This window comes from Pseudomonas sp. FBCC-B35 (assembly GCF_059133755.1).
In genome coordinates, this window is record NZ_CP101439.1 from 1,012,883 (window position 1) to 1,033,196 (window position 20,314).

The following is a 20,314-nucleotide window of genomic DNA, read 5'->3' on the forward strand; positions in this document are numbered from 1 at the left end:
GCTATCGTGCAATGACGGTTCACAGGCAATCGATGGAGTGGATGCGATGACGGCTAAGAAGATACTCATGCTGGTGGGCGATTACGTCGAAGACTACGAGGTCATGGTGCCCTTCCAGGCGCTGAGTATGGTCGGGCATACCGTGCACGCCGTGTGCCCGGAAAAGGTAGCGGGCCAGACCGTGCGCACGGCTATTCAAGACTTCGAAGGCGACCAGACCTACAGCGAAAAGCCAGGGCACCAGTTTGCCCTGAATCAGGATTTCGTCAGGGCCCGTGCCGAAAGTTACGATGCCCTGGTGATCCCGGGCGGGCGGGCGCCTGAGTACCTGCGCCTGAACGAGAAAGTGCTCGACCTGGTGCGAGCGTTCGACCAAGCAGGCAAGCCCATCGCCGCCGTGTGCCACGGCGCCCAGTTGCTGGCCGCCGCCGGTGTGCTCAAAGGCCGGGAGTGCAGTGCGTACCCGGCCTGCGCTCCGGAGGTGCGCCTGGCAGGCGGCACCTATATCGACATTGCGGTGGACCAGGCCCATGTGGACGGCAACCTGGTCACCGCGCCCGCCTGGCCGGCACACCCTGCGTGGCTGGCGGCGTTTCTGAAGGTGTTGGGCACCCGTATCCTCTGACCCAACAGGCCGACCGGCCCGTGGGTCAGCCGACTTGCTCGACCCAGTCGTTGAGGTTGTAATAGTTGGTCACGCGGGCGATCTTGCCGCAGTGGATATAGAAGAACGCGCCGGCCGGCAGGACATAGGTCTGGCCGGTGGCCGCAGGCAGGCCTTCGTCATCGGCCACGTACTGGCCGTGCACGGTGAATTCCGCCGCTGCGCGGCTGCCATCGGCATTTTGCATCACCACGATGTCGGCAAGGCGCTCGCGGTAACACCGGTTCATCTTGTCCATGAAGGCGGCGAACCTGGCCTTGCCCATCTGCCGCTCACCCTGGTTGATGTCGTGAATTACATCCTCGCTGAGCAGGGCCAGAAACCCTGGCATGTCGCCTGCGTTGAAGGCAGCGTAGTAAGCGTTTACCAATTCGGTAGCGGTCATGGAACATTACCTGTCGTGTAGGGAAAAGGCGTGTCGTTGGCCTGGATGATAGGGTTTCCCCTCAAGCCCGGCTTAGCCGAGCGCGTCATCCACATCGACAAAACGACCGCCAAGCATGCAAATACGCCTACTGCACGGCGCCGCCATCGCGCCTTATATCGATGACCTCGCTCGTCTGCGCCTGACCGTGTTCCGCGAGTTCCCCTACCTCTACGACGGTTCGCCCGAGTACGAAGCCGACTACCTGGCCACCTATGCCCGTTCCGGTCGCAGCCTGGTGGTGCTGGCCGTGGATGAGGACAAGGTGGTGGGCGCGTCGACGGGCCTGCCCCTGGTCGACGTCGCGCCCGAGTTTCAGGAGCCGTTCGTGGCCCAGGGTCGCGACCCGGCCAGCGTCTACTATTTCGGCGAGTCCGTGGTTCTGCCGCAATACCGAGGGCAGGGGCTTGGGGTACGCTTTTTCATCGAACGCGAATCCTACGCCCATAAACTGGCCGAGTTCGATTACTGCGCGTTCTGCGCCGTGGAGCGGCCCGGTGTACATCCGCGCCGCCCAACCGATTACAAGCCCTTGCATGGGTTCTGGCGCAACCGTGGTTTTCTGCATGACCCGTCCCTGCGTACCCGGTATGCCTGGCGCGACCTGGACGAGCAGGAAAGCTCGGACAAACTCATGTCGTTCTGGCTCAAGGAGCTGCCCTTTTGATCCGTGTCGCGGCCTGCCAGTATGCCATTGAGCTGCACGAAACCTGGGAGGCCTATGCCGACCACCTGCAAGGTTTGTGTGCAGAGGCGGTGGAGGCTGGCGCGCGTCTGTTGCTGCTGCCCGAGTATGCAGGGCTGGTACTCAGTGGGCAGCTGACACCCGAGCAGCGGGGGGACCTGAACGCTTCCATTGCAGGCATCCAGCCGTTGATCGAGCCGTGGAAGGCCTTGTGTGCGGGCCTGGCCAGGCGTTGGGGCATCTACCTGCAACCAGGCACGCTGCCGGTACTGGACAGCGACGGCGCCTACCGCAACCGCGCCTGGCTGTTTGGCCCCAAGGGTGTGCTAGGGCATCAGGACAAGCTGATGATGACCCGCTTCGAGCGGGAACAGTGGGGCATTGCCGCAGGCCAAGGGCTGACGGTCTTCGACACCGATCTGGGCCGTCTTGGCATCCTGGTCTGTTACGACAATGAGTTCCCGCTCTTGGCCCGTCGGTTGGCAGAACGTGGCGCCGACCTGATCCTGGCGCCGAGCTGCACCGACACCGAGGCCGGCTATCACCGTGTACGGATCGGGGCTCAAGCACGCGCGTTGGAGAACCAGCTGGCCGTGTTGCAGAGCCCGACCGTGGGGCTGGCCCCTTGGTCGCCGGCACTGGACGAGAACCTGGGCCGGGCAGGGCTGTTCGTGCCGCCTGATCGTGGCATGCCGGGGGATGGGGTGATGGCATTGAGCGAATCGCTCGACCCGCAGCGCAGCCGTTGGCTGATGTGTGACCTGGATCTGGAGGCCGTGCGCCGGGTCAGGCAGCAGGGGCAGGTATTCACACGCAGGGACTGGCCCGAACAATTCGAACGTCTTTGAACGCAACAGCGGCGGGCCCTGGCATCAAGGTCCGCCGCTGCAGGTTGGCTGCGCATTGACTGCGCACGCGAGCGGCCGGTGACAGCGCCGTCGCTGTTGCCTTGGGTTACTTCACTTCGACGGCCAGGCTCTGGGCGATCTTGTTCTGCCACAAGGCGGGGCCTGTGATGTGCACCGACTCACCGTTGCTGTCCACGGCCACGGTCACTGGCATGTCCTTGACCTCGAACTCGTAGATGGCCTCCATGCCCAGCTCGGCAAAGGCCAGGACCTTGGACTTGCGGATGGCTTGCGCGACCAGATAGGCGGCGCCACCTACGGCCATCAGGTAAACGGCCTTGTTGTCCTTGATCGCTTCGATGGCGGTCGGGCCGCGCTCGGACTTGCCGATCATGCCCAGCAGACCGGTCTGCTCCAGGATCTGGCGGGTGAACTTGTCCATGCGCGTGGCGGTGGTGGGGCCAGCAGGGCCGACCACTTCGTCGCCTACCGGGTCGACCGGGCCAACGTAGTAGATGAAGCGGCCCTTGAGATCCACCGGCAGTGCTTCGCCGCGGTTGAGCATTTCGACCATACGCTTGTGGGCGGCATCCCGGCCGGTCAGCATCTTGCCGTTGAGCAGGATGGTTTCACCCGGTTTCCAGCTGGCCACTTCTTCGGGCGTGATGCTGTCCAGGTTGACACGTCGGGCGCTTGGGCCGGCTTCCCAGACGATCTCGGGATAGGCGTCCAGCGACGGCGCTTCCAGCTGCGCCGGGCCCGTGCCGTCGAGCACGAAGTGGGCGTGGCGAGTGGCCGCGCAGTTTGGGATCATGCACACCGGCAGCGAGGCGGCGTGGGTCGGGTAGTCCATGATCTTGACGTCGAGCACGGTGGTCAGGCCACCGAGGCCCTGGGCGCCGATGCCCAGCTGGTTGACCTTCTCGAACAGCTCCAGACGGATTTCTTCCAGGCGGTTCTGCGGGCCGCGTGCCTTGAGCTCATGGATGTCGATGGACTCCATGAGCACTTCCTTGGCCATGACCGCGGCTTTTTCGGCGGTGCCGCCGATGCCGATGCCCAGCATGCCAGGCGGGCACCAGCCAGCGCCCATGGTCGGAACGGTCTTGAGCACCCAGTCGACGATGGAGTCGGACGGGTTGAGCATGGCCATCTTGGACTTGTTTTCCGAACCGCCGCCCTTGGCTGCAACATCGACCTCGACCTTGTCGCCGGGGACGATGGAGTAGTGGATGACGGCCGGGGTGTTGTCCTTGGTGTTCTTGCGGGCGCCGGCCGGGTCGGCCAGGATCGATGCGCGCAGGACGTTTTCAGGCAGATTGTAGGCGCGGCGCACACCCTCGTTGATCATGTCGTCCACGCTCAAGGTGGCGCCGTCCCAGCGCACATCCATACCCACGCGCACGAACACGGTGACGATGCCGGTGTCCTGGCAGATAGGCCGGTGACCGGTGGCACACATGCGCGAGTTGATCAGGATCTGGGCGATGGAGTCGCGCGCAGCCGGCGACTCTTCGCGCAGGTAGGCCTCGTGCATGGCCTGGATGAAATCGACGGGGTGGTAGTACGAGATGAATTGCAGGGCGTCGGCAACGCTCTGAATCAGGTCGTCTTGCTTGATCACGGTCATGCAGCGCGCTCCTCTTAAAGACGGGAACATTCAGTGAGACGTTCGACGGAGCCGACCAGCCTGTCGAAACGCCTTGCAAAGGCGCGCCGACAGCCTGCCGACGCAAAAAAGGCGCGGCAGTATAGCGCGCCTGCCCCGGTGAAACACCTGCGAGTGGTCAGGACCATGGTCTGGCCGGTGGCCGGCATCCTTTTTGCTGCTCGGCACAGTACAGGGCATTAGAATCGACGGGCACGCGGTCGCGTCCATCGGCACAAGGGGTTTGAAGAGGTGAGTGAACATGCCCGAACTTAGCGTGGGCACGCGTTGTTGGACAGTGCCGACTGGCGCCAACTTGCTCGATGCCTTGAACGAGGCAGGGCTTGATGTGCCCTACAGCTGCCGTGCAGGGCGCTGCCATGCGTGCCTGGTACGGTGCGAGCACGGGTTGCCCCTCGATGCCCTGCCAGAAGCCCTGGCGTTGGACAGGCATGCCGTGGGCTGGCGCCTGGCCTGCCAGTGCCGCGTGGTAGAAGACTTGCGCGTGGACGTGTTCGATCCCTTGCGCGACGGCGTAGGCGGCGTTGTCAGCGAACTGGACTGGTTCGGTGATGTGTTGCGGTTGCGCCTGCGGACCGAGCGCAGCGTCCGCTACCAGCCAGGCCAACACGCGGTGCTCTGGTTGGGTGGGGTGGCGCGGCCTTATTCACTGGCCAGCCTGCCGGGTGAGGATGATTGCCTGGAGTTTCATATCGATTGCCATCGTCCCGGTGCTTTCTGTGACCAGGCACGGGCGCTGGGGGTGGGCGATGCGTTGCGCCTTGGCGAAGTCAGGGGTGGGGCATTGCATTACGACCTTGACTGGCAGGACCGGCCGTTATGGCTACTGGCTGCCGGTACCGGGCTTGCACCGCTATGGGGCATCGTGCGCGAAGCGTTGCGTCAAGGGCATCGGGGGGAGATCCGGTTGCTGCACGTGGCCCGCGACCGCGCAGGGCACTACCTGGCAGCACCGTTGCAGCAGTTGCCAGGTGTGAGCGTGGAACTGGTGGTGACAGCGCAGCTGGAGGAAACACTGGCGGCGCTGCGGCCTTCATCGAGACAGACCTTGGCCCTGCTGTGCGGCGCGCCCGCCAGCGTCGAACGGTTTGCCCGAAGGCTGTTCATCGCCGGCGTGCCGAGGGGGCAGGTGTTCGCAGACAGCTTTGTCGAGCACGTCTGAGCCGACGTGTCTGCAGTGCCTGCACAGGGCCGCTTGCTCACGGGGGAACGCGCGCGAAGCGACCCTGGCTCGTCAGCCGATCAGCCGACCAGCGGATCACCGACATGCAGGATCTTCATGCCGTTGGTCCCGCCGATGGTGTGGTAGCTGTCGCCCTTGGTGAGGATCACCCAGTCACCTTGCTCGACCAGCCCACGCTTGAGCAGCTCGTCCACGGCGGCCTGGCTGACCTTGTCGGCCGGCAGCGATGCCGGGTCGAAATCGATCGGGTACACACCCCGGAACATCGAGGCACGGGCCTGGGTAGCGCGGTGCGGAGACAGGGCGAAGATCGGTACGTGCGAGCGCAGGCGCGACATGATCAGCGGGGTATAACCGCTCTCGGTCAGGGCGATGATCGCCTTCACGCCTGGGAAGTGGTTAGCCGTGTACATGGCTGCCAGGGCGATGCTTTCGTCGCAGCGCTCGAACGTGGTGTGCAGGCGGTGGCTGGAGCGCTGGCTAGTTGGGTGTTTCTCGGCACCCAGGCAGATGCGCGCCATGGCCTGGACGGCTTCGATCGGGTATGAACCGGCGGCGCTTTCGGCCGACAGCATCACGGCGTCGGTGTTGTCGAGCACGGCGTTGGCCACGTCGGACACTTCGGCACGGGTCGGCATCGGGTTCTGGATCATCGATTCCATCATCTGGGTCGCGACGATCACTGCCTTGTTGTTGCGGCGGGCGTGCTGGATGATCTTTTTCTGAATGGCGATCAGCTCGGCGTCGCCGATTTCCACGCCCAGGTCACCACGGGCAACCATGACGGCGTCGGAGGCTGCGATGAGCTTGTCGAGGGTTTCGTCGTCAGCAACCGCTTCGGCGCGTTCGATCTTGGCCACCAGCCAGGCGCTGCCACCAGACTCGTCACGCAGCTTGCGGGCGTATTCCATGTCGCTGGCGTCACGCGGGAAGGACACGGCCAGGTAGTCCAGGTCCATCTCGGCAGCCAGCTTGATGTCGGCCTTGTCCTTCTCGGTCAGGGCCGGTGCAGTCAGGCCGCCACCTTTGCGGTTGATGCCCTTGTGGTCCGACAGCGGTCCACCGATGATCACCACGCAGTGCAGGGCGTCGGCGGTCGCGGTTTCGACGCGCATGACCACGCGGCCATCGTCGAGCAGCAGTTCGTCGCCAACGCCACAGTCCTTGACCAGGTCGGGGTAGTCGATACCGACGATGTCCTGGTTGCCTTCGGTCAGCGGATGAGCGGTCGAGAAGGTGAAGGTGTCACCGACTTTCAGTTCGATGCGCTTGTTGGCGAACTTGGCGATGCGGATCTTCGGACCCTGCAGGTCGCCGAGCAAGGCCACGTGACGGCCATTCTTGGCAGCGATTTCACGGATCAGGCGGGCGCGTGCCTTGTGCTCGTCCGGAGTGCCATGAGAGAAGTTCAGGCGAGCCACGTCCAGGCCGGCGAGGATCAACTGTTCGATCACTTCCGGCGAATTGCTGGCGGGGCCAAGGGTGGCGACGATTTTGGTACGGCGGATGGTCATGCACAGACTCCTATAGTGAAGCGCAGCGAGAGGCTACTCCTGAATCGGGCTGTAGTCATCGTTAGGTTGCACTACCTGGCTTTGGAAAACTGTGCAGGTGACAGTCGCGCGCATTTGCTGGCTGGCGTGGTCGGGCCACTGCACGCGATACGTGCCGACCGTTGAAGAATCCGATGGGCCGGCCGATACGCTCTTCAGCAAAGGAGACTCCCATGCGCATGCTGATCGTTTTAGCCCTCGCGGCCAGTGCCGTCGGGTGTACCCGCTGGTCCATGGACCACCATCTCAACAATGCCTACCGCGCTTATGATCGCGGTGATTGCCAGCGGGTAATGTTGGAGCTGTCCCAGGTCGACCGCACCAGCCGCGCCCGGCCTTTCATCCACCCGGAAGTGGCGTTGCTGCGCGGGCAGTGCCTGGAGCGGCAAGCGTTGTACGTGGATGCCGCACAGACCTACCAGTACCTGATCCAGCGCTATCCGGGCAATGAATATGCCTACCGTGCCCAGGCGCGTCTGCAAACATTGGAGAAGCTGGGTCATTACCGGGGTGGCGAGCCGGCCGTGACCAGGCCAGCGCCGAGCGTACCTTGGCGCTAATGCCAAGGTGTGCTGTATTGACGGGGAGATTTGTCGCAGCGTGCGCTAACCTGTAACTCAACTGATACAACAACCGCCAGTACCAGGCGTTCCTGGCATCGCGGACGGACTGACCTTGACGCTATTCAATAAACGACATATCGACCGCCACCAGTTGCCTTTTGTCCTGAAGGTATTCAATCGCTTCAATGGGCAGGAGATGGGCCAGCTGGGCAATGCCTCTGAAAACGGCATGATGCTGATCAGCGAGCTGCCGGTCATGGTGGGCCCCGATTACGAATTGCAGTTGCGCCTGCCGTTGACGGGGGGTGGGCATCAGTTCGTCAACCTTACGGCCAGTTGTCTGTGGTGCCGCGAGGACCAGACGCCTGGGTACTACGATTCGGGCTTCATGTTGTTGCAGGCGCCTCGCGAATACGACGACTTTGTGCGCTCCTTGCAGGAGTACTTCAGTTTTCGCGCCTCCTCTACCTCGGTTTGACAGGTCGGTATTGCCGATTGCTGACGCCCGTCCATGAGATCGGTCCGGGTCAGTAGGGGCTGTGTAGCACGGCCTACTGGCCCCAAGTCGCTTCATTGGCCCGACGTCAGGCCCGGCTCAACGCGTTAGAATCAGGGCGAACCTGCAACAGGACGGCCCTGTGACTTCAAGCATTTTCTGGCATGACTACGAAACCACCGGCATCAACCCGCGCTGCGACCGGCCCGTGCAGATGGCAGGGGTGCGTACTGACCTCGACCTGAATGAAATCGCCGAACCGATCAACCTCTATTGCCGCTTGTCGGATGACATATTGCCGCATCCTGCTGCCTGCCTGGTGACGGGCGTCACGCCGCAACAGTTGGCCGAAAAAGGACTCGGCGAGGCCGAGTTCATGGCGCGCGTGCATGCCGAACTGGCGCAACCCGGTACCTGCGGTGCCGGCTACAACACGCTGCGTTTCGACGACGAAGTCACGCGCTACAGCCTATACCGCAACTTCTTCGACCCTTACGCACGCGAGTGGCAGGGCGGTAACAGTCGCTGGGACCTGATCGATATCGTCAGGACCGCGTTCGCGTTGCGTCCCGATGGCATTCAATGGCCCCAGCAGGAAGGGCGCATCAGTCTGCGCCTTGAGTTGTTGAGCAAGGCCAACGGCCTCGAACATGGCCACGCACACGAGGCACTCTCCGATGTTCGGGCGACCATTGCCCTTGCCCGGCTGATACGCGAGAAGCAGCCAAAGTTGTACGACTGGTTGTTTCAGCTTCGCAGCAAGCACAAGGTCATGGAGCAGATACGGCTGCTGCAGCCGATGGTGCATATTTCTGGACGTTTCAGTGCTGCGCGTCATTACTTGGGCGTCGTGTTGCCTTTGGCCTGGCACCCTAAAAACCGCAATGCATTGATTGTTTGCGATCTGCATCAGCAAACCCTGCCGCTGATTGAAGAGCGCGCCGAAACTTTGCGCCAGCGGCTCTATACCCGTCGAGAAGCCCTTGGCGAAGGCGAGCTCCCTGTACCGCTCAAACTCATCCAGATCAACCGCTGCCCGGTGGTGGCGCCCCTTTCTGTATTACGACCGGCTGATCAAGCGCGTCTGGGGATTGACCTGGACGCATTACAACGACGCGCCGAGGCATTGGTCCGTCAACAGGATCAATGGCAGGAAAAACTGGCACCTATTTATACGCAAGACGGTTTTGCGGCCAGTGACGATCCTGAACAGCAATTGTATGAGCGGTTTCTCGGCGAGCGTGACCGGCGGTTATGCGATCAAGTGCGTTCGCTGTCGCCCGCCCAGTTGGGCGCCGGGCAGTGGATGTTCGATGATCCACGCTTGGCCGAATTGCTCTTTCGTTACCGTGCACGTAACTTTCCCGACACCTTGAACGATGAAGACAGGGCGCGATGGCAGGATTTTTGTAGGCAACGTCTGACTGACCCCCGCTGGGGTGCGCCCAATACCCTGGGTGATTTCGCCCAGGCCCTGGCCGCAGCCTGGCCTGGCGCGGGTGAAGCAGGACAGCAAGTGCTGACAGCCTGGCAACTGCATGCCAACGCGTTGCAAACGAGGTTTGCCGTCAATTGAAAGCCCATAAAAAAACGCCGGTTATTAACCGGCGTTTTTTACGTATATCAAATAGCGAGCAATGGACAATCAGTCCAGCAGGGTTGCCCAGCTTTCTACCTCGTCACCGCCCCATTGAGCTTTCCACTCTTTCAGGGTTTTGTGGTTGCCACCTTTGGTTTCGATGACTTCACCGTTGTGCGGGTTTTTGTATTGCTTGACCTTGCGCGCGCGTTTGGTGCCAGTGGTTTTCACGGCGCCACGCGGCAGTTTGCTCATCTTGGCATCAGGGTCGAGCAGGGCAATGATGTCACGCAGCGACTTGGAATATTCGCCCATCAGGGTGCGCAGTTTGCCTTCGAACTCCAGTTCTTTTTTCAGCTTGTCATCCTGAGACAGGTTGGCCAGGCGGGCCTGAAGTTCCTTGATGGCTTCTTCGGTAGCACGGTACTCGTTGATCAGGGACATGGAGTGTTCCTTAATGCGTGTTCGGAAATGTGTGGAGCAATAGTAAACAGGCAATTCTCGCAAGTAAACATATGATTGATGTATTAACAGTTGATTAGCTGTGACAGTAATTCTCCACGTGAACAAAAATTTACATAGGTTGCCGTTTCGTCCATAAACCTTGTCGGAAGATTCCCGCCTGATAGGCACAGCGACCCTATGCAGCACGTCGCAATCATTACTGCGTTTTTCTCAGCGTGCCGCTAGAATAAGCGCCTTTGCGAGTTCTGGAGTCTTATTCATGCGCACCTACCGTCTGGTGATCGCTTGCCCCGACCGTGTCGGCATCGTGGCGAAAGTCAGTAATTTCCTGGCCTTGTACAACGGCTGGATCACCGAAGCCAGCCATCACTCCGACGAGCAGACTGGCTGGTTCTTCATGCGTCATGAAATTCGCGCCGAGTCGCTGCCCTTCGGTATCGAGGCGTTCCGCGAAGCGTTCGCGCCCATCGCCGAAGAGTTCTCCATGACCTGGCGCGTGACCGATTCTGCCCAGAAAAAGCGCGTCGTGCTGATGGCCAGCCGCGAATCCCACTGCCTGGCCGACCTGCTGCACCGCTGGCACAGCGATGAGCTCGATTGCGACATTCCCTGCGTCATTTCCAACCACGACGACCTGCGCAGCATGGTCGAGTGGCACGGTATTCCGTTCTTCCACGTTCCAGTAGACCCCAAGGATAAAGCCCCGGCGTTTGCCGAGGTGTCACGCCTGGTGCAGGAACACGCAGCCGATGTGGTCGTGCTGGCGCGGTACATGCAAATTCTGCCGCCGCAACTCTGCCAGGACTATGCTGAGAAGGTCATCAACATCCACCATAGCTTCCTGCCATCGTTCGTCGGCGCCAAGCCGTACCATCAGGCGGCGCTGCGTGGCGTGAAGCTGATCGGTGCGACCTGCCACTACGTGACCGAAGAGCTGGACGCCGGCCCCATCATCGAGCAGGACGTGGTGCGGGTTACCCATGCCGACAGCATCGAGGACATGGTCCGCTTCGGGCGCGACGTGGAGAAAATGGTGCTGGCCCGCGGCCTGCGCTATCACCTGGAAGACCGGGTTCTGGTGCACGGCAACAAGACAGTGGTGTTCGACTGATAGCAGGGCTGCTATCAAGCCTCTTGAGCAACGTGAGGATCGACCAATGGGACGGCGCGGTACGCCTACAGCCTCTCCACCCCCTGTAGTGGGCCAGGGTTGCCTGGCCCGCTACGATCCAGACGCGTTGCAGGACACCGACGGCACCGACTTCCCCGGTGCCGCTGCGCTTTGGCAAGCGCTCAACCCACCTGACGCCGCCAGCGCTCCAGCAGCGGACGTGCCAGCAGGCACACGAACACAGGCCCTCCGGCGAGCAGATACAGGTAGTAAGTGATTGCGCGCCAGATCAGGATCGCCGCTGCCGCCGTCGAGCTGCCCACCATGGGTGTCAGCAGGCTGGCCGAGGTCAGCTCGGCAGCGCCTGCGCCGCCGGGCATCATGCTGAACTGACCGGCGCTGAGCGAGAGCATCTGGACCAGGAAACTGGGGATCCAGGCCAGCTCCACGCCCAGGCCCTTGACCACTAGGTACAGCACGCTAAAGCGCAGCCCCCAGTGGACGCACGTCAGGCTGAACACCAGAAACAGGGTGCGCTTGGGTAGCTGCCAGGTTTGCGCCAGTGCCTGCACGAAACGAAGCAGCTTACGGGCCCAGCGCCGTTTGCGCGGTGCGCTGGTACCCAGGCGCTGCAGCAGCCTGCCATTCAGCCGCATCACCTTGCGCCGGTAGCGCAGCAACGCCACCACGCCTGCCAGCGCCGCGCACAGCAGTGCCGCACTGCCCAGCAACATGCTTTCCTGGCTGCGCCCCAGGCTGTGAAACAACGCATAGCCGGCGATCGCCAGCATGGCGCAGAAGAAAAACACCAAGTCATTGAGCTGATCCATCGCGAACACCGCGCCGCTGCGGGCTGCGCTGATGCCCTCGCGGGCCAGCAAGGCCATCAGGGTCAGGGGACCGCCGCCACCACCTGGAGTGGTACAGATGGCGAATTCGGTGGCCATGACCACACCCAAGGTGCGCACCCGCGACACGCGCACTGCCTGATCGCCTAGCAGCAGGCGCATCCGGCAGGCGTTGATCACCCAGCACAGCAGAATCATGCCCACCAGCGTCATCAACAGCTGCGGGTCGAAGCGGCTCAGCTTGGGCAGCAGTTCGCTGCCGCCCAACAGTGCCGGCACCAACGCTGCGCCCAGCAGCGCCAAGCCCAGCAGCAGCCAGCGGTTCATGCTGCCACCTGCCGCTCCAGCCAGGCTGACTTGGTCAAGGGTTCGCGCCCGTCTTCGATCAGTTTTTCAAGGGTGCGCAGCCAGTAGTCCCGTGAGTATTGATGGCGCATGTCCACCGGGTGCAGCCCCAGGCGCAGGGTGTTAGCACCTTGCCAGCGTCGACATTGCCAGTCGCTGAGCACCCGCGACACACCACGGCGCCAGGCGCTGCGCGCGCTCCAGACCAAACCGGGTGCATCGATGGCGGTAAAGTCCGGCAGGCGATAGAGGTGCTGCGGGGTGCTGGTGTATTTGAGCGGCAGTTGGCGCAGCGCTTGCCGCGTGCCCTGGCTCATCAACCACGCGGGGGCCACGAAGCCTGCTACAGGCCAGCCTTGACGGTCGAACAACGCCAGGCCGTCTTGTAGCCGGGCGATGGCCTGGTGTTCGTCCAGCGCGTAGAACTCGCCTTCATGGGTATAGATCCGCCGCATGAAGTAGTCCACGGGCGTACGCGGCGTGGGGCCCTCATCGGCATGGGCGTAACCGTGCAGGGCCAGCTCGTCACCCGCGGCCAGACGGCGATCGAGCAACTGGCAGAAGCCGGGAGACTGAGTCAGCAGGTTGCGCCGATGAAAGTCGGGCACCACCAGCCAGGTCATGGGCACGTTACCCAATGCATCGACCGCCTGCACGAACGGCTCGTAATCTGGCCACGTCTCTGGGGCCACATCATGCAGCACCAGCATCACGCTACGGGAACGGGTACCGGACTCAAGCATGTGCCCGCACCTGCTGTTGATGGCCAAGTACAGCCTGGTAATGCTCAAGCAGGCCATTGACCACGTTGTCCCATGAGTAATGCTGCTCTACATGTCGCCTGGCCTGTGCACCGAGCTTGCGCGCCCCGGCTTCGAACGCCTCGCGCACCGCCAGGGCCATTGCCCGGGCATCATTGGGTTGGCACAAGCGCCCGCACTGGTCGTTGACGATTTCGCCGAAGGCGCCGGCACGCACTGCAACCACGGGCGTGCCACTGGCCATGGCTTCGAGGATGACCAGGCCGAAGGTTTCCTGGTCGCCGGCATGCACCAACAGGTCGGCGCTGGCCATCAGGCGAGCCACCTGGTCAGGTGGGCAGAACTGGCCGATCACGCTGACGTTGTCGGGCACATTGGCGGGCATGTTGGACCCCACCAGCAGCAGGTGATACCCGCGCCCCAGCTGCCGCATGCAGTCGAGCAGCACGGGCAGGTTCTTCTCCCGAGAGCCTCGGCCTGCATAGATCAGCAGCCGGCAGGTGTCGGCGATGCCCAGTTCGGCCCGCACCTGTGGATCGCGGCGTGCGGGGTTGAAGGTTTCCAGGTCCACGCCCAGCGGCTGCACGTGAACATCACGTACCCCCAGGCGGCGGAGCTTGTCTGCCATGACCTTGCTCGGTGCGAGCACGCGGTCGAAATTGCCATACAACTTGCTGACATAGGCCTCGACGTTGGGCGTGAACCAATTACCCATGCGGTTGCTCACCAACAGCGGCAGGTCGGAGTGATAGAAACCAATGACCGGTACGTCCAGCTGACGGCGCGCTTCAAGCGCCGCCCAGGCGGTCAGGTACGGGTCGCCGACCTCGATCAGGTCTGGCTTTAGCGTGCGCAGCGTGTTGCACCATGGCGCCAGGCGTACCGGAAAGCGGTAGCCTTTGCCAAAGGGCAGGGGTAGTGCAGGCACATGATAGACACCGCCTTCATGCCGAGCGCTGGCGCCGGGGATCAACAGGCTGTGACGGACACCTTGTAGGGCATCCAGGCGGTGGTGTTTGGCATCAAGGTAAGTGCGTACGCCGCCGCTGGCCGGGGCGTAGAACATGGTGATGTCGGCAATGTGCACGATCTGCATCCCTCCGGGATCGTCTTTCGGGTCTGTCATCGCGCGGTAACGAAACCGGCGTTGACATGCCATGAAGTTGACCTTTCAGAAGGATAGTTTGTTCGATCAGCTTGTGCGGTTGATCGCCCGGCAGCCGAGCGCCAGGCAAAGGCGCTCGGCGGGTCGGTGCCGGCTTCAGATACGGAAGGTGCCGACCAGGTGTTTCAGACGGCTGGCCTGCTGTTCCAAATCGGAACAGGCACGCAGCGTCGCCTGCAGGTTTTCGACGCCTTCCTGATTGAGCATGTTGATTTCGTTGATATCCATATTGATGGCTTCGACCACGGCCGTCTGCTCCTCGGTGGCCGTGGCCACGGACTGGTTCATGCCATCGATTTCGCCAATGCGCACGGTGACACTGTCCAGCCGCTCACCGGCCTGGTTGGCGATCTGCACACTGTCCAAGCTGTGGCGCTGGCTCTGGTCCATGGTATCGACCGACTCGCGGGCGCCCACTTGCAGCTCCTCGATCATGCCCTGGACCTGCTGCGCGGATTCCTGGGTGCGATGGGCCAGGTTACGCACTTCGTCGGCCACCACTGCGAAACCACGACCCGCTTCACCGGCACGCGCGGCCTCGATGGCGGCGTTGAGCGCCAGCAGGTTGGTCTGCTGGGAAATGCTGGTGATCACTTCGAGAATCTGGCCGATGTTGACGGTTTTACTGTTGAGCGTCTCGATGTGGGCGCTGGACGTCACGATCAAGTCGGAAAGCCGGTTCATGGCGGCGATGTTGCGATCGACCACTTGCTGGCCTTCTTCAGCCAGACGCCGTGCAGAACTTGCATGCTGAGAAGCCTGCGCCGCATTGCCGGCGATCTCCTGGGCGGCAGCGCCCAGCTCGTTGATGGCGGCCGCCACGCTGTTGGTGCGGTTGGATTGTTCGTCGGAATTGGTCATCGACGAATTGGACGCACTGATCACACGCAACGCGACTTCGTTCACCTGCTCGGTGGCCGAGGACACTTCACGGATCGAGCCGTGGATACGCTCGACGAAGCGGTTGAAGGCGTTGCCCAGGATGCCGAACTCGTCGTGATGGTGGATGCGCAGGCGCTTGGTGAGGTCGCCTTCGCCCTCGGCGATATCCTCCATGGCCCGTGTCATGGTGTGCAGCGGCTGCATCAGCACACGGATCAGCAGCCCCAGCAGGGCGATGATGATCACCACGGCCACCACGGTGGCGATCACGGCGGAGGTGCGGAACGTGCTGAGCATCGCGAAGGCCTTGTCCTTGTCCACCGACAGGCCGATGTACCAGTTGGCCGAAGGCAAGCCGGTCACCGGTGTGAACGTCAGCAGGCGGGCATGGCCGTCACTTTGCACTTCGGTCAGCTCAGGGGTGAGCTTCGGTGTGCGCTCGGGGAACAGGTCTGACAATGATTTCATCACCAGGCCTTGATCCGGGTGGACCAGGATCTTGCCTTGGTCGTTTACCAGGAAGGCATACCCCATGCCGCCGAAGTTCAGCGAGTTGATGATTTGCGCCAGGCCGTCCAGTGCCAGGTCACCACCGACCACTCCCACCGAATCGGCCACCTTGTCGAGGATGCCGATCACCATCTTGTTGGTGGTCATGTCGATGTAGGGTTCGGTCAGCAGGGTGCCGCTGGCACTCATGCCATCCTTGTACCAGGGGCGTGTGCGGGGATCGTACCCGTCAGGCATCTTTGCATCCGGGCGCACGCTGAAGCTGCCATCGACCCTGCCCAGGTAAACGGTAAGGAAACTCGATATCAGCGCCTGCTGGCCCATCAGGGTTTCAGCATTGGCCGGTTGCTGGGCGATATTCTGCGCCAGGTTCTCGACCAGTTTGATACGTCCCTCGAACAAACTGCGGATGTTGGTCGACGTAGAGGCGCCCATCTCAGTCAGGTAGTCCTGAAGGTCCTCGCGAATCGCATTACGCTGCAGGTAATCGTTGTAGAGGGTGAACAGGCTGAATGCGAGGATCACGATCAGTGATGCTGCCAGCAGAATCTTGTGGCTGAAACGAAGGCTTTTGTTCATGAAATCATCGGGTCCGCTAAGGTTTTGTATCAGGCGTTCGCAGCTGTAGGGCCCAGCCAGTGCAACATCCCGAAAAGTCCTTTTTCGGTTGTTCTCTCTGAGTAAGGCGAATATCACCCAGAGGTATCGGCCGAAGTAAGACAAAGCTTGAGCAGAGGATTAAAGAGATGTCGGAATCTTCATTTATCGTTGTAGGATCAAGCCCTGATGGCCAGCCCGTAGGGCAAGCGATGCGGCTTGCCAACCGGCACGGGTTGGTGGCGGGGGCCACCGGTACCGGCAAGACCGTGACCCTGCAACACTTGGCCGAGGCTTTCAGCGATGCCGGCGTGGCGGTGTTCGCGGCCGACGTCAAAGGCGACCTGTGTGGGCTAGGCGCCAAAGGCGCGCCTGAGGGCAAGGTGGCCGAGCGCATCGCAGGGATGCCTTGGTTGCACCACCAGCCACAGGCCTACCCAGTCAGCGTGTGGGACATCGCGGGCCAGTCGGGGCATCCGTTGCGTACCACGATCAGCGAAATGGGGCCTTTGCTGCTAGGCAACTTGCTTGAGCTCACCGATAGCCAACAGGCGGCGCTGTATGCCAGTTTCAAGGTGGCCGATCGCGAAGGCTTGCTGTTGCTGGACCTCAAGGACCTCAAAGCGCTGCTTGGCCACCTGAAGGACAACCCGCAGGTGCTGGGCGAAGACAGTGCGCTGGTTACCGGCGCGTCCGTGCAGGCGTTGCTGCGCCGGCTGGCCACCCTGGAGCAGCAGGGGGCAGAGGCGTTGTTTGGTGAGCCGGCATTGCAGCTCGAAGACATTCTGCGGCCCGACCCGGATGGGCGAGGGCGCATCCATTTGCTCGACGCCAGCCGCCTGGTGCATGAGGCACCCAAGGTCTACGCCACGTTTCTACTGTGGCTGCTGGCCGAACTGTTCGAGCAACTGCCCGAGCGTGGTGATGCCGAAAAACCGGTGCTGGCGCTGTTCTTCGATGAAGCGCACCTGCTGTTCAAGGACACGCCCAAGGCCTTGCAAGACCGCCTGGAGCAGGTGGTGCGGCTGATTCGCTCAAAAGGGGTCGGGGTGTATTTCGTCACCCAGTCCCCAGCCGACCTGCCCGATGCAGTCCTTGCCCAGTTGGGCCTGCGAATCCAGCATGGCTTGCGGGCGTATACGGCCAAGGAGCAGAAGGCGCTACGCGCCGTAGCCGAGGGCTTTCGCCCCAACCCTTCATTCGATGCGTTGTCCTCGCTGACCGAGCTGGGCATCGGCGAGGCACTGGTCGGCACGCTCGAGGACAAGGGAACACCTGCCAGTGTGCAGCGAGTGCTGGTCGCCCCACCGCAATCGCGCATCGGCCCGTTGAGTGAGGCCGAGCGCAGTGCACTGATTGCGCGGTCCCCCTTGGTTGGCCGTTATGACAAACCCATAGACCGGGAGTCGGCTTACGAAAGGCTCAACCAACGCAAGGGCGAAGCGGTGGAGCCCGCGCCGCAACCCAAGGCTGATGACAGCAGTTTCGCTGAAAAGGCGGGCGAATTTCTGCAAGGCGCGGCCGGGCAGGCGATCAAGTCGGCGATGCGTCAGGCTGCCAATCAACTGGGGCGGCAGCTGGTGCGCGGGCTGATGGGCTCGTTGCTGGGCGGGAAAAAGAAGTAGCTGCGCGGTGTGAAACCATCGCCCATAAAAAAGGCGCCCGACGGCGCCTTTTTCTATGGGCTGAGGTCAGCCGATTGCCTTGGACGCCAACCAGAACAGGCCGGCGGCAAGCCCCATCGAGGCGGGCAGGGTCAGCACCCACGCCATCAGGATGGTCTTCACCGTACCGCCCTGCAGGCCGCTTTTGTTGGCGACCATGGTGCCAGCAACGCCGGAAGACAGCACATGCGTGGTTGAAACCGGCAGCGCGAACACGTTGGCCATGCCAATGGCGCAGGCCGCGGTGATCTGCGCCGACATGCCCTGGGCATAGGTCATGCCCTGTTTGCCAATCTTCTCGCCGACGGTCAACACCACGCGGCGCCAGCCAACCATGGTGCCCAGGCCCAGGGCCAGGGCAACGGCCACGATCACCCAGAACGGAGCGTACTCAGTGGTGGCGGTCAGGTCCTTGCGCAGCTTTTCCAGGTCGGACTTTTCACGCGCATCCAGGCCCGGCAACTTGCCAACCTTTTTCGCGGTGTCGTCCAGGCACAGCAGGTAACGGCGTACTTCTACACGCTTGTCCGCGTCCAGGGCCCGGTAGTCGGTCACGCCCTGCAGCGAGGACTGCAGCGCGGCGATGGTCGGCTCGGTCTGCTGGGGATTGCAGCTGAACTGTTCAGGCAGGTCACTGGCCTTGGCCTTGCCCAGCGCCAGGAATTCGCCCAGCGTGGCAGCGTTGCGCTCGTAGAACTGGCTCATGTGCAACGTGGCATCACGGGTGCGTTCGATCTGGTAGGTGGTGCTGTTCAGGTCGAGCACGAACTTGGCCGGTACGATGCCGATCAATACCAGCATGATCAGGCCAATGCCTTTCTGACCGTCATTGGAGCCGTGCACGAAGCTCACGCCCATGGCCGAAATCACCAGCACCAGACGATTCCAGAAAGGCGGGTGCTTCTTGTCGTCCAGTTTGCGGCGTTGCTCAGGCGTCTTGTGCATCTTCGACAGCGGGCGCCACCATTTCAGGCCAAGCAGGACCAGCGCGGCCACGGCAAACCCGGCGATCGGCGAAACCACCAGGGACATGGCGATATCGATGGCTTTCTGCCAATTGACGCCGTCACCCAGCGGAATGTCGTTGATGAGCGCGTTGGCCAGGCCCACGCCCAGGATCGAGCCGATCAGGGTATGCGAACTGGACGCAGGAATACCGAAGTACCAGGTGCCCAGGTTCCAGGTAATGGCTGCGGCCAGCAGCGAGAAGACCATGGCCAGGCCGTGCCCGGTGTTCACATTGATCAGCAGCTCTACCGGAAGCAGGTGCACGATGGCATAAGCCACCCCGACCCCACCCAGCAGAACGCCAAGGAAGTTGAACACGCCGGAGAAGAACACGGCCAGGTGTGGTGGCATGGCTTTGGTGTAGATGACGGTGGCTACCGCGTTGGCGGTGTCATGAAAGCCATTGATGAACTCGAAGGCGAGCACGAAGGTCAAGGCGAGCAGCAAGCTCACCAATACCCAGGCATCCAGTCCGCTGAATAAATCGATCATGAAGGTTGTCTGGCGGTCGTAGGGGGGCCGGATTATGCCAGAAAACGTTGGCAATCGATGCACCCGCGGCAGCCGCTGATCATGTCGCCCAGGTCAGAAATTGCCGTCTGCCACTGCAGGTCGGTCAACATTATCGAAGCCAAATGTGTTCAACGTCAGCGAAAAATCAGCAAAATGCGCGGAAGGTGAGGCGGTTAATCGTTTTAAACGCCCGTATGAAATTTGTGAAATTCCATTACAACCATTGCGCCAGAGCAATTACGCGCTCTGGGCACCCCTAGCGCTTTGACGATTGGGCAAAGGGCTAGGGGTTAGCGCTGCGCAATTCCTTCTCCATGCGTTCCAGCTCCTGGCTGAACGCCTGGTCGCGCATGTTGGCGCGTTTGCGCCAGGGTTTGCGTTCCGGTTCCGGCTGTGCCGCATAGGTGGTCACTTCGCCGCCATATACATCCTTGAAACGCTCAGCCTGGCGCTCGAGTTCTGCGCGCAGTTCTTCTTTTGTCACATGCAGTACCTGAATTGAATTGAAAAGAGGACCGCCCTGTCGGCGTAAACCGTTAGACGATATCGACACTTAACTTGCCGGCGGGACCTGGATCGACGCGTCGTCCAACTAGACGACCGGAGTATATCAACACTCGAATAAGGCCAGTGTGATGGGATTGGCCCGATGGGCAATCAAAGACATGTCGATATTAAGAAAACCACAACGTGTGAAAGTTCGATATCGCACGCGATGCACACCGCAAAAACAAAACGGCCCCACCAATTGGCAGGGCCGTTGCCTGGGACTTCTACGGTG

The 20,314-nt window shown here is 61.8% G+C and carries 19 protein-coding genes and 1 pseudogene; 9 read left to right on the forward strand and 11 right to left on the reverse strand.

From position 1 onward, the window contains the following. Positions 1–46 precede the first annotated feature (46 nt). A complete protein-coding gene (locus NMB38_RS04505) occupies positions 47–625 on the forward strand; it encodes a DJ-1/PfpI family protein (protein WP_494354906.1) in 579 nt (192 codons plus the stop codon). A 25-nt stretch (positions 626–650) separates the two neighbouring features. Here NMB38_RS04505 and NMB38_RS04510 read toward each other — a convergent pair whose 3' ends face one another. Further along, positions 651–1,049, reverse strand: a complete 399-nt coding sequence (locus NMB38_RS04510; RefSeq protein ID WP_027914521.1) for a nuclear transport factor 2 family protein — start codon at positions 1,047–1,049, stop codon at positions 651–653. A 115-nt stretch (positions 1,050–1,164) separates the two neighbouring features. On the opposite strand from NMB38_RS04510, the gene NMB38_RS04515 reads away from it, so the two are divergent. Beyond that, positions 1,165–1,755: a GNAT family N-acetyltransferase gene (locus NMB38_RS04515; protein ID WP_028687216.1), complete on the forward strand. Its 591-nt coding sequence runs from the start codon at positions 1,165–1,167 to the stop codon at positions 1,753–1,755. Next, positions 1,752–2,621 carry a carbon-nitrogen hydrolase family protein gene (locus NMB38_RS04520; protein ID WP_027914523.1) on the forward strand — a complete coding sequence of 290 codons (870 nt, stop codon included), beginning with the start codon at positions 1,752–1,754 and terminating at the stop codon, positions 2,619–2,621. Before NMB38_RS04515 ends, NMB38_RS04520 begins: the two co-directional genes overlap by 4 nt. A gap of 106 nt (positions 2,622–2,727) precedes the next feature. On the opposite strand, the gene NMB38_RS04525 is transcribed toward NMB38_RS04520, so the two are convergent. After that, the gene (locus NMB38_RS04525; protein WP_110607295.1) at positions 2,728–4,251 is read right to left on the reverse strand and encodes a fumarate hydratase; all 1,524 of its coding nucleotides are present in this window, start codon (positions 4,249–4,251) and stop codon (positions 2,728–2,730) included. 280 nt (positions 4,252–4,531) lie between these two features. Here NMB38_RS04525 and NMB38_RS04530 point away from each other — a divergent pair, with 280 nt between their 5' ends. Next, entirely contained in the window at positions 4,532–5,452 is a 921-nt protein-coding gene (locus NMB38_RS04530) for an iron-sulfur-binding ferredoxin reductase (protein WP_027914525.1), read from the forward strand. Positions 5,453–5,532: 80 nt separating this feature from the next. Here NMB38_RS04530 and pyk read toward each other — a convergent pair whose 3' ends face one another. Next, the gene (gene pyk, locus NMB38_RS04535) at positions 5,533–6,987 is read right to left on the reverse strand and encodes a pyruvate kinase (protein ID WP_027914526.1); all 1,455 of its coding nucleotides are present in this window, start codon (positions 6,985–6,987) and stop codon (positions 5,533–5,535) included. A 212-nt stretch (positions 6,988–7,199) separates the two neighbouring features. Here pyk and NMB38_RS04540 point away from each other — a divergent pair, with 212 nt between their 5' ends. The 3 genes from NMB38_RS04540 (at position 7,200) to sbcB (ending at position 9,661) form a co-directional block, all read left to right on the forward strand. Further along, entirely contained in the window at positions 7,200–7,586 is a 387-nt protein-coding gene (locus NMB38_RS04540) for a tol-pal system YbgF family protein (protein WP_027914527.1), read from the forward strand. A 115-nt stretch (positions 7,587–7,701) separates the two neighbouring features. After that, a complete protein-coding gene (locus tag NMB38_RS04545; protein ID WP_033695024.1) occupies positions 7,702–8,067 on the forward strand; it encodes a PilZ domain-containing protein in 366 nt (121 codons plus the stop codon). 160 nt (positions 8,068–8,227) lie between these two features. Further along, positions 8,228–9,661, forward strand: a complete 1,434-nt coding sequence (sbcB, locus tag NMB38_RS04550; protein ID WP_027914529.1) for an exodeoxyribonuclease I — start codon at positions 8,228–8,230, stop codon at positions 9,659–9,661. 69 nt (positions 9,662–9,730) lie between these two features. On the opposite strand, the gene mvaT is transcribed toward sbcB, so the two are convergent. Beyond that, on the reverse strand, positions 9,731–10,108 hold the full coding sequence (gene mvaT, locus NMB38_RS04555; RefSeq protein WP_023534419.1) for a histone-like nucleoid-structuring protein MvaT: 378 nt from the start codon (positions 10,106–10,108) through the stop codon (positions 9,731–9,733). A 280-nt stretch (positions 10,109–10,388) separates the two neighbouring features. On the opposite strand from mvaT, the gene purU reads away from it, so the two are divergent. Further along, positions 10,389–11,240, forward strand: coding sequence for a formyltetrahydrofolate deformylase (gene purU, locus NMB38_RS04560; protein WP_027914530.1), 852 nt, complete (start codon positions 10,389–10,391; stop codon positions 11,238–11,240). Positions 11,241–11,422: 182 nt separating this feature from the next. Here purU and gpgF read toward each other — a convergent pair whose 3' ends face one another. From gpgF to NMB38_RS04585, 5 genes and pseudogenes are all read right to left on the reverse strand, one after another. Then, positions 11,423–12,415 (reverse strand): glucosaminyl phosphatidylglycerol flippase, encoded by a 993-nt coding sequence (gene gpgF / locus NMB38_RS04565; RefSeq protein ID WP_088522922.1) that lies wholly within the window; start codon positions 12,413–12,415, stop codon positions 11,423–11,425. Beyond that, on the reverse strand, positions 12,412–13,176 hold the full coding sequence (gpgD, locus tag NMB38_RS04570) for an N-acetylglucosaminyl phosphatidylglycerol deacetylase (protein ID WP_027914532.1): 765 nt from the start codon (positions 13,174–13,176) through the stop codon (positions 12,412–12,414). The genes gpgF and gpgD overlap by 4 nt, the downstream gene beginning before the upstream one ends. Further along, positions 13,169–14,290, reverse strand: coding sequence for an N-acetylglucosaminyl phosphatidylglycerol synthase (gene gpgS, locus NMB38_RS04575; RefSeq protein WP_027914533.1), 1,122 nt, complete (start codon positions 14,288–14,290; stop codon positions 13,169–13,171). The genes gpgD and gpgS overlap by 8 nt, the downstream gene beginning before the upstream one ends. A gap of 165 nt (positions 14,291–14,455) precedes the next feature. Then, positions 14,456–15,220, reverse strand: coding sequence for a methyl-accepting chemotaxis protein (locus tag NMB38_RS04580; RefSeq protein ID WP_371259667.1), 765 nt, complete (start codon positions 15,218–15,220; stop codon positions 14,456–14,458). A gap of 141 nt (positions 15,221–15,361) precedes the next feature. Then, positions 15,362–16,330 (reverse strand): annotated as a pseudogene (locus NMB38_RS04585) (cache domain-containing protein); the annotation flags it as partial. Between the two features lie 167 nt (positions 16,331–16,497). Here NMB38_RS04585 and NMB38_RS04590 point away from each other — a divergent pair. Further along, positions 16,498–17,973: a helicase HerA-like domain-containing protein gene (locus NMB38_RS04590; protein ID WP_027914535.1), complete on the forward strand. Its 1,476-nt coding sequence runs from the start codon at positions 16,498–16,500 to the stop codon at positions 17,971–17,973. Positions 17,974–18,039: 66 nt separating this feature from the next. Here NMB38_RS04590 and NMB38_RS04595 read toward each other — a convergent pair whose 3' ends face one another. Together NMB38_RS04595 and NMB38_RS04600 are read right to left on the reverse strand one after the other, a co-directional pair. After that, positions 18,040–19,512: an inorganic phosphate transporter gene (locus tag NMB38_RS04595; RefSeq protein ID WP_023534437.1), complete on the reverse strand. Its 1,473-nt coding sequence runs from the start codon at positions 19,510–19,512 to the stop codon at positions 18,040–18,042. Between the two features lie 304 nt (positions 19,513–19,816). Further along, positions 19,817–20,017, reverse strand: coding sequence for a hypothetical protein (locus NMB38_RS04600; RefSeq protein WP_027914536.1), 201 nt, complete (start codon positions 20,015–20,017; stop codon positions 19,817–19,819). Positions 20,018–20,314 lie beyond the last annotated feature (297 nt).

Excerpts from the sequence above, each read along its gene's own strand:
- gpgD (WP_027914532.1), bottom strand. The coding sequence starts at position 13,176 with ATGCTTGAGTCCGGTACCCGTTCCCGTAGCGTGATGCTGGTGCTGCAT.
- purU (WP_027914530.1), top strand. The coding sequence starts at position 10,389 with ATGCGCACCTACCGTCTGGTGATCGCTTGCCCCGACCGTGTCGGCATC.
- mvaT (WP_023534419.1), bottom strand. The coding sequence starts at position 10,108 with ATGTCCCTGATCAACGAGTACCGTGCTACCGAAGAAGCCATCAAGGAA.
- NMB38_RS04515 (WP_028687216.1), top strand. The coding sequence starts at position 1,165 with ATGCAAATACGCCTACTGCACGGCGCCGCCATCGCGCCTTATATCGAT.
- gpgS (WP_027914533.1), bottom strand. The coding sequence starts at position 14,290 with ATGCAGATCGTGCACATTGCCGACATCACCATGTTCTACGCCCCGGCC.
- pyk (WP_027914526.1), bottom strand. The coding sequence starts at position 6,987 with ATGACCATCCGCCGTACCAAAATCGTCGCCACCCTTGGCCCCGCCAGC.
- gpgF (WP_088522922.1), bottom strand. The coding sequence starts at position 12,415 with ATGAACCGCTGGCTGCTGCTGGGCTTGGCGCTGCTGGGCGCAGCGTTG.
- NMB38_RS04595 (WP_023534437.1), bottom strand. The coding sequence starts at position 19,512 with ATGATCGATTTATTCAGCGGACTGGATGCCTGGGTATTGGTGAGCTTG.
- NMB38_RS04540 (WP_027914527.1), top strand. The coding sequence starts at position 7,200 with ATGCGCATGCTGATCGTTTTAGCCCTCGCGGCCAGTGCCGTCGGGTGT.
- NMB38_RS04505 (WP_494354906.1), top strand. The coding sequence starts at position 47 with ATGACGGCTAAGAAGATACTCATGCTGGTGGGCGATTACGTCGAAGAC.
- NMB38_RS04530 (WP_027914525.1), top strand. The coding sequence starts at position 4,532 with ATGCCCGAACTTAGCGTGGGCACGCGTTGTTGGACAGTGCCGACTGGC.
- NMB38_RS04510 (WP_027914521.1), bottom strand. The coding sequence starts at position 1,049 with ATGACCGCTACCGAATTGGTAAACGCTTACTACGCTGCCTTCAACGCA.
- NMB38_RS04525 (WP_110607295.1), bottom strand. The coding sequence starts at position 4,251 with ATGACCGTGATCAAGCAAGACGACCTGATTCAGAGCGTTGCCGACGCC.
- NMB38_RS04590 (WP_027914535.1), top strand. The coding sequence starts at position 16,498 with ATGTCGGAATCTTCATTTATCGTTGTAGGATCAAGCCCTGATGGCCAG.
- NMB38_RS04580 (WP_371259667.1), bottom strand. The coding sequence starts at position 15,220 with ATGACCAATTCCGACGAACAATCCAACCGCACCAACAGCGTGGCGGCC.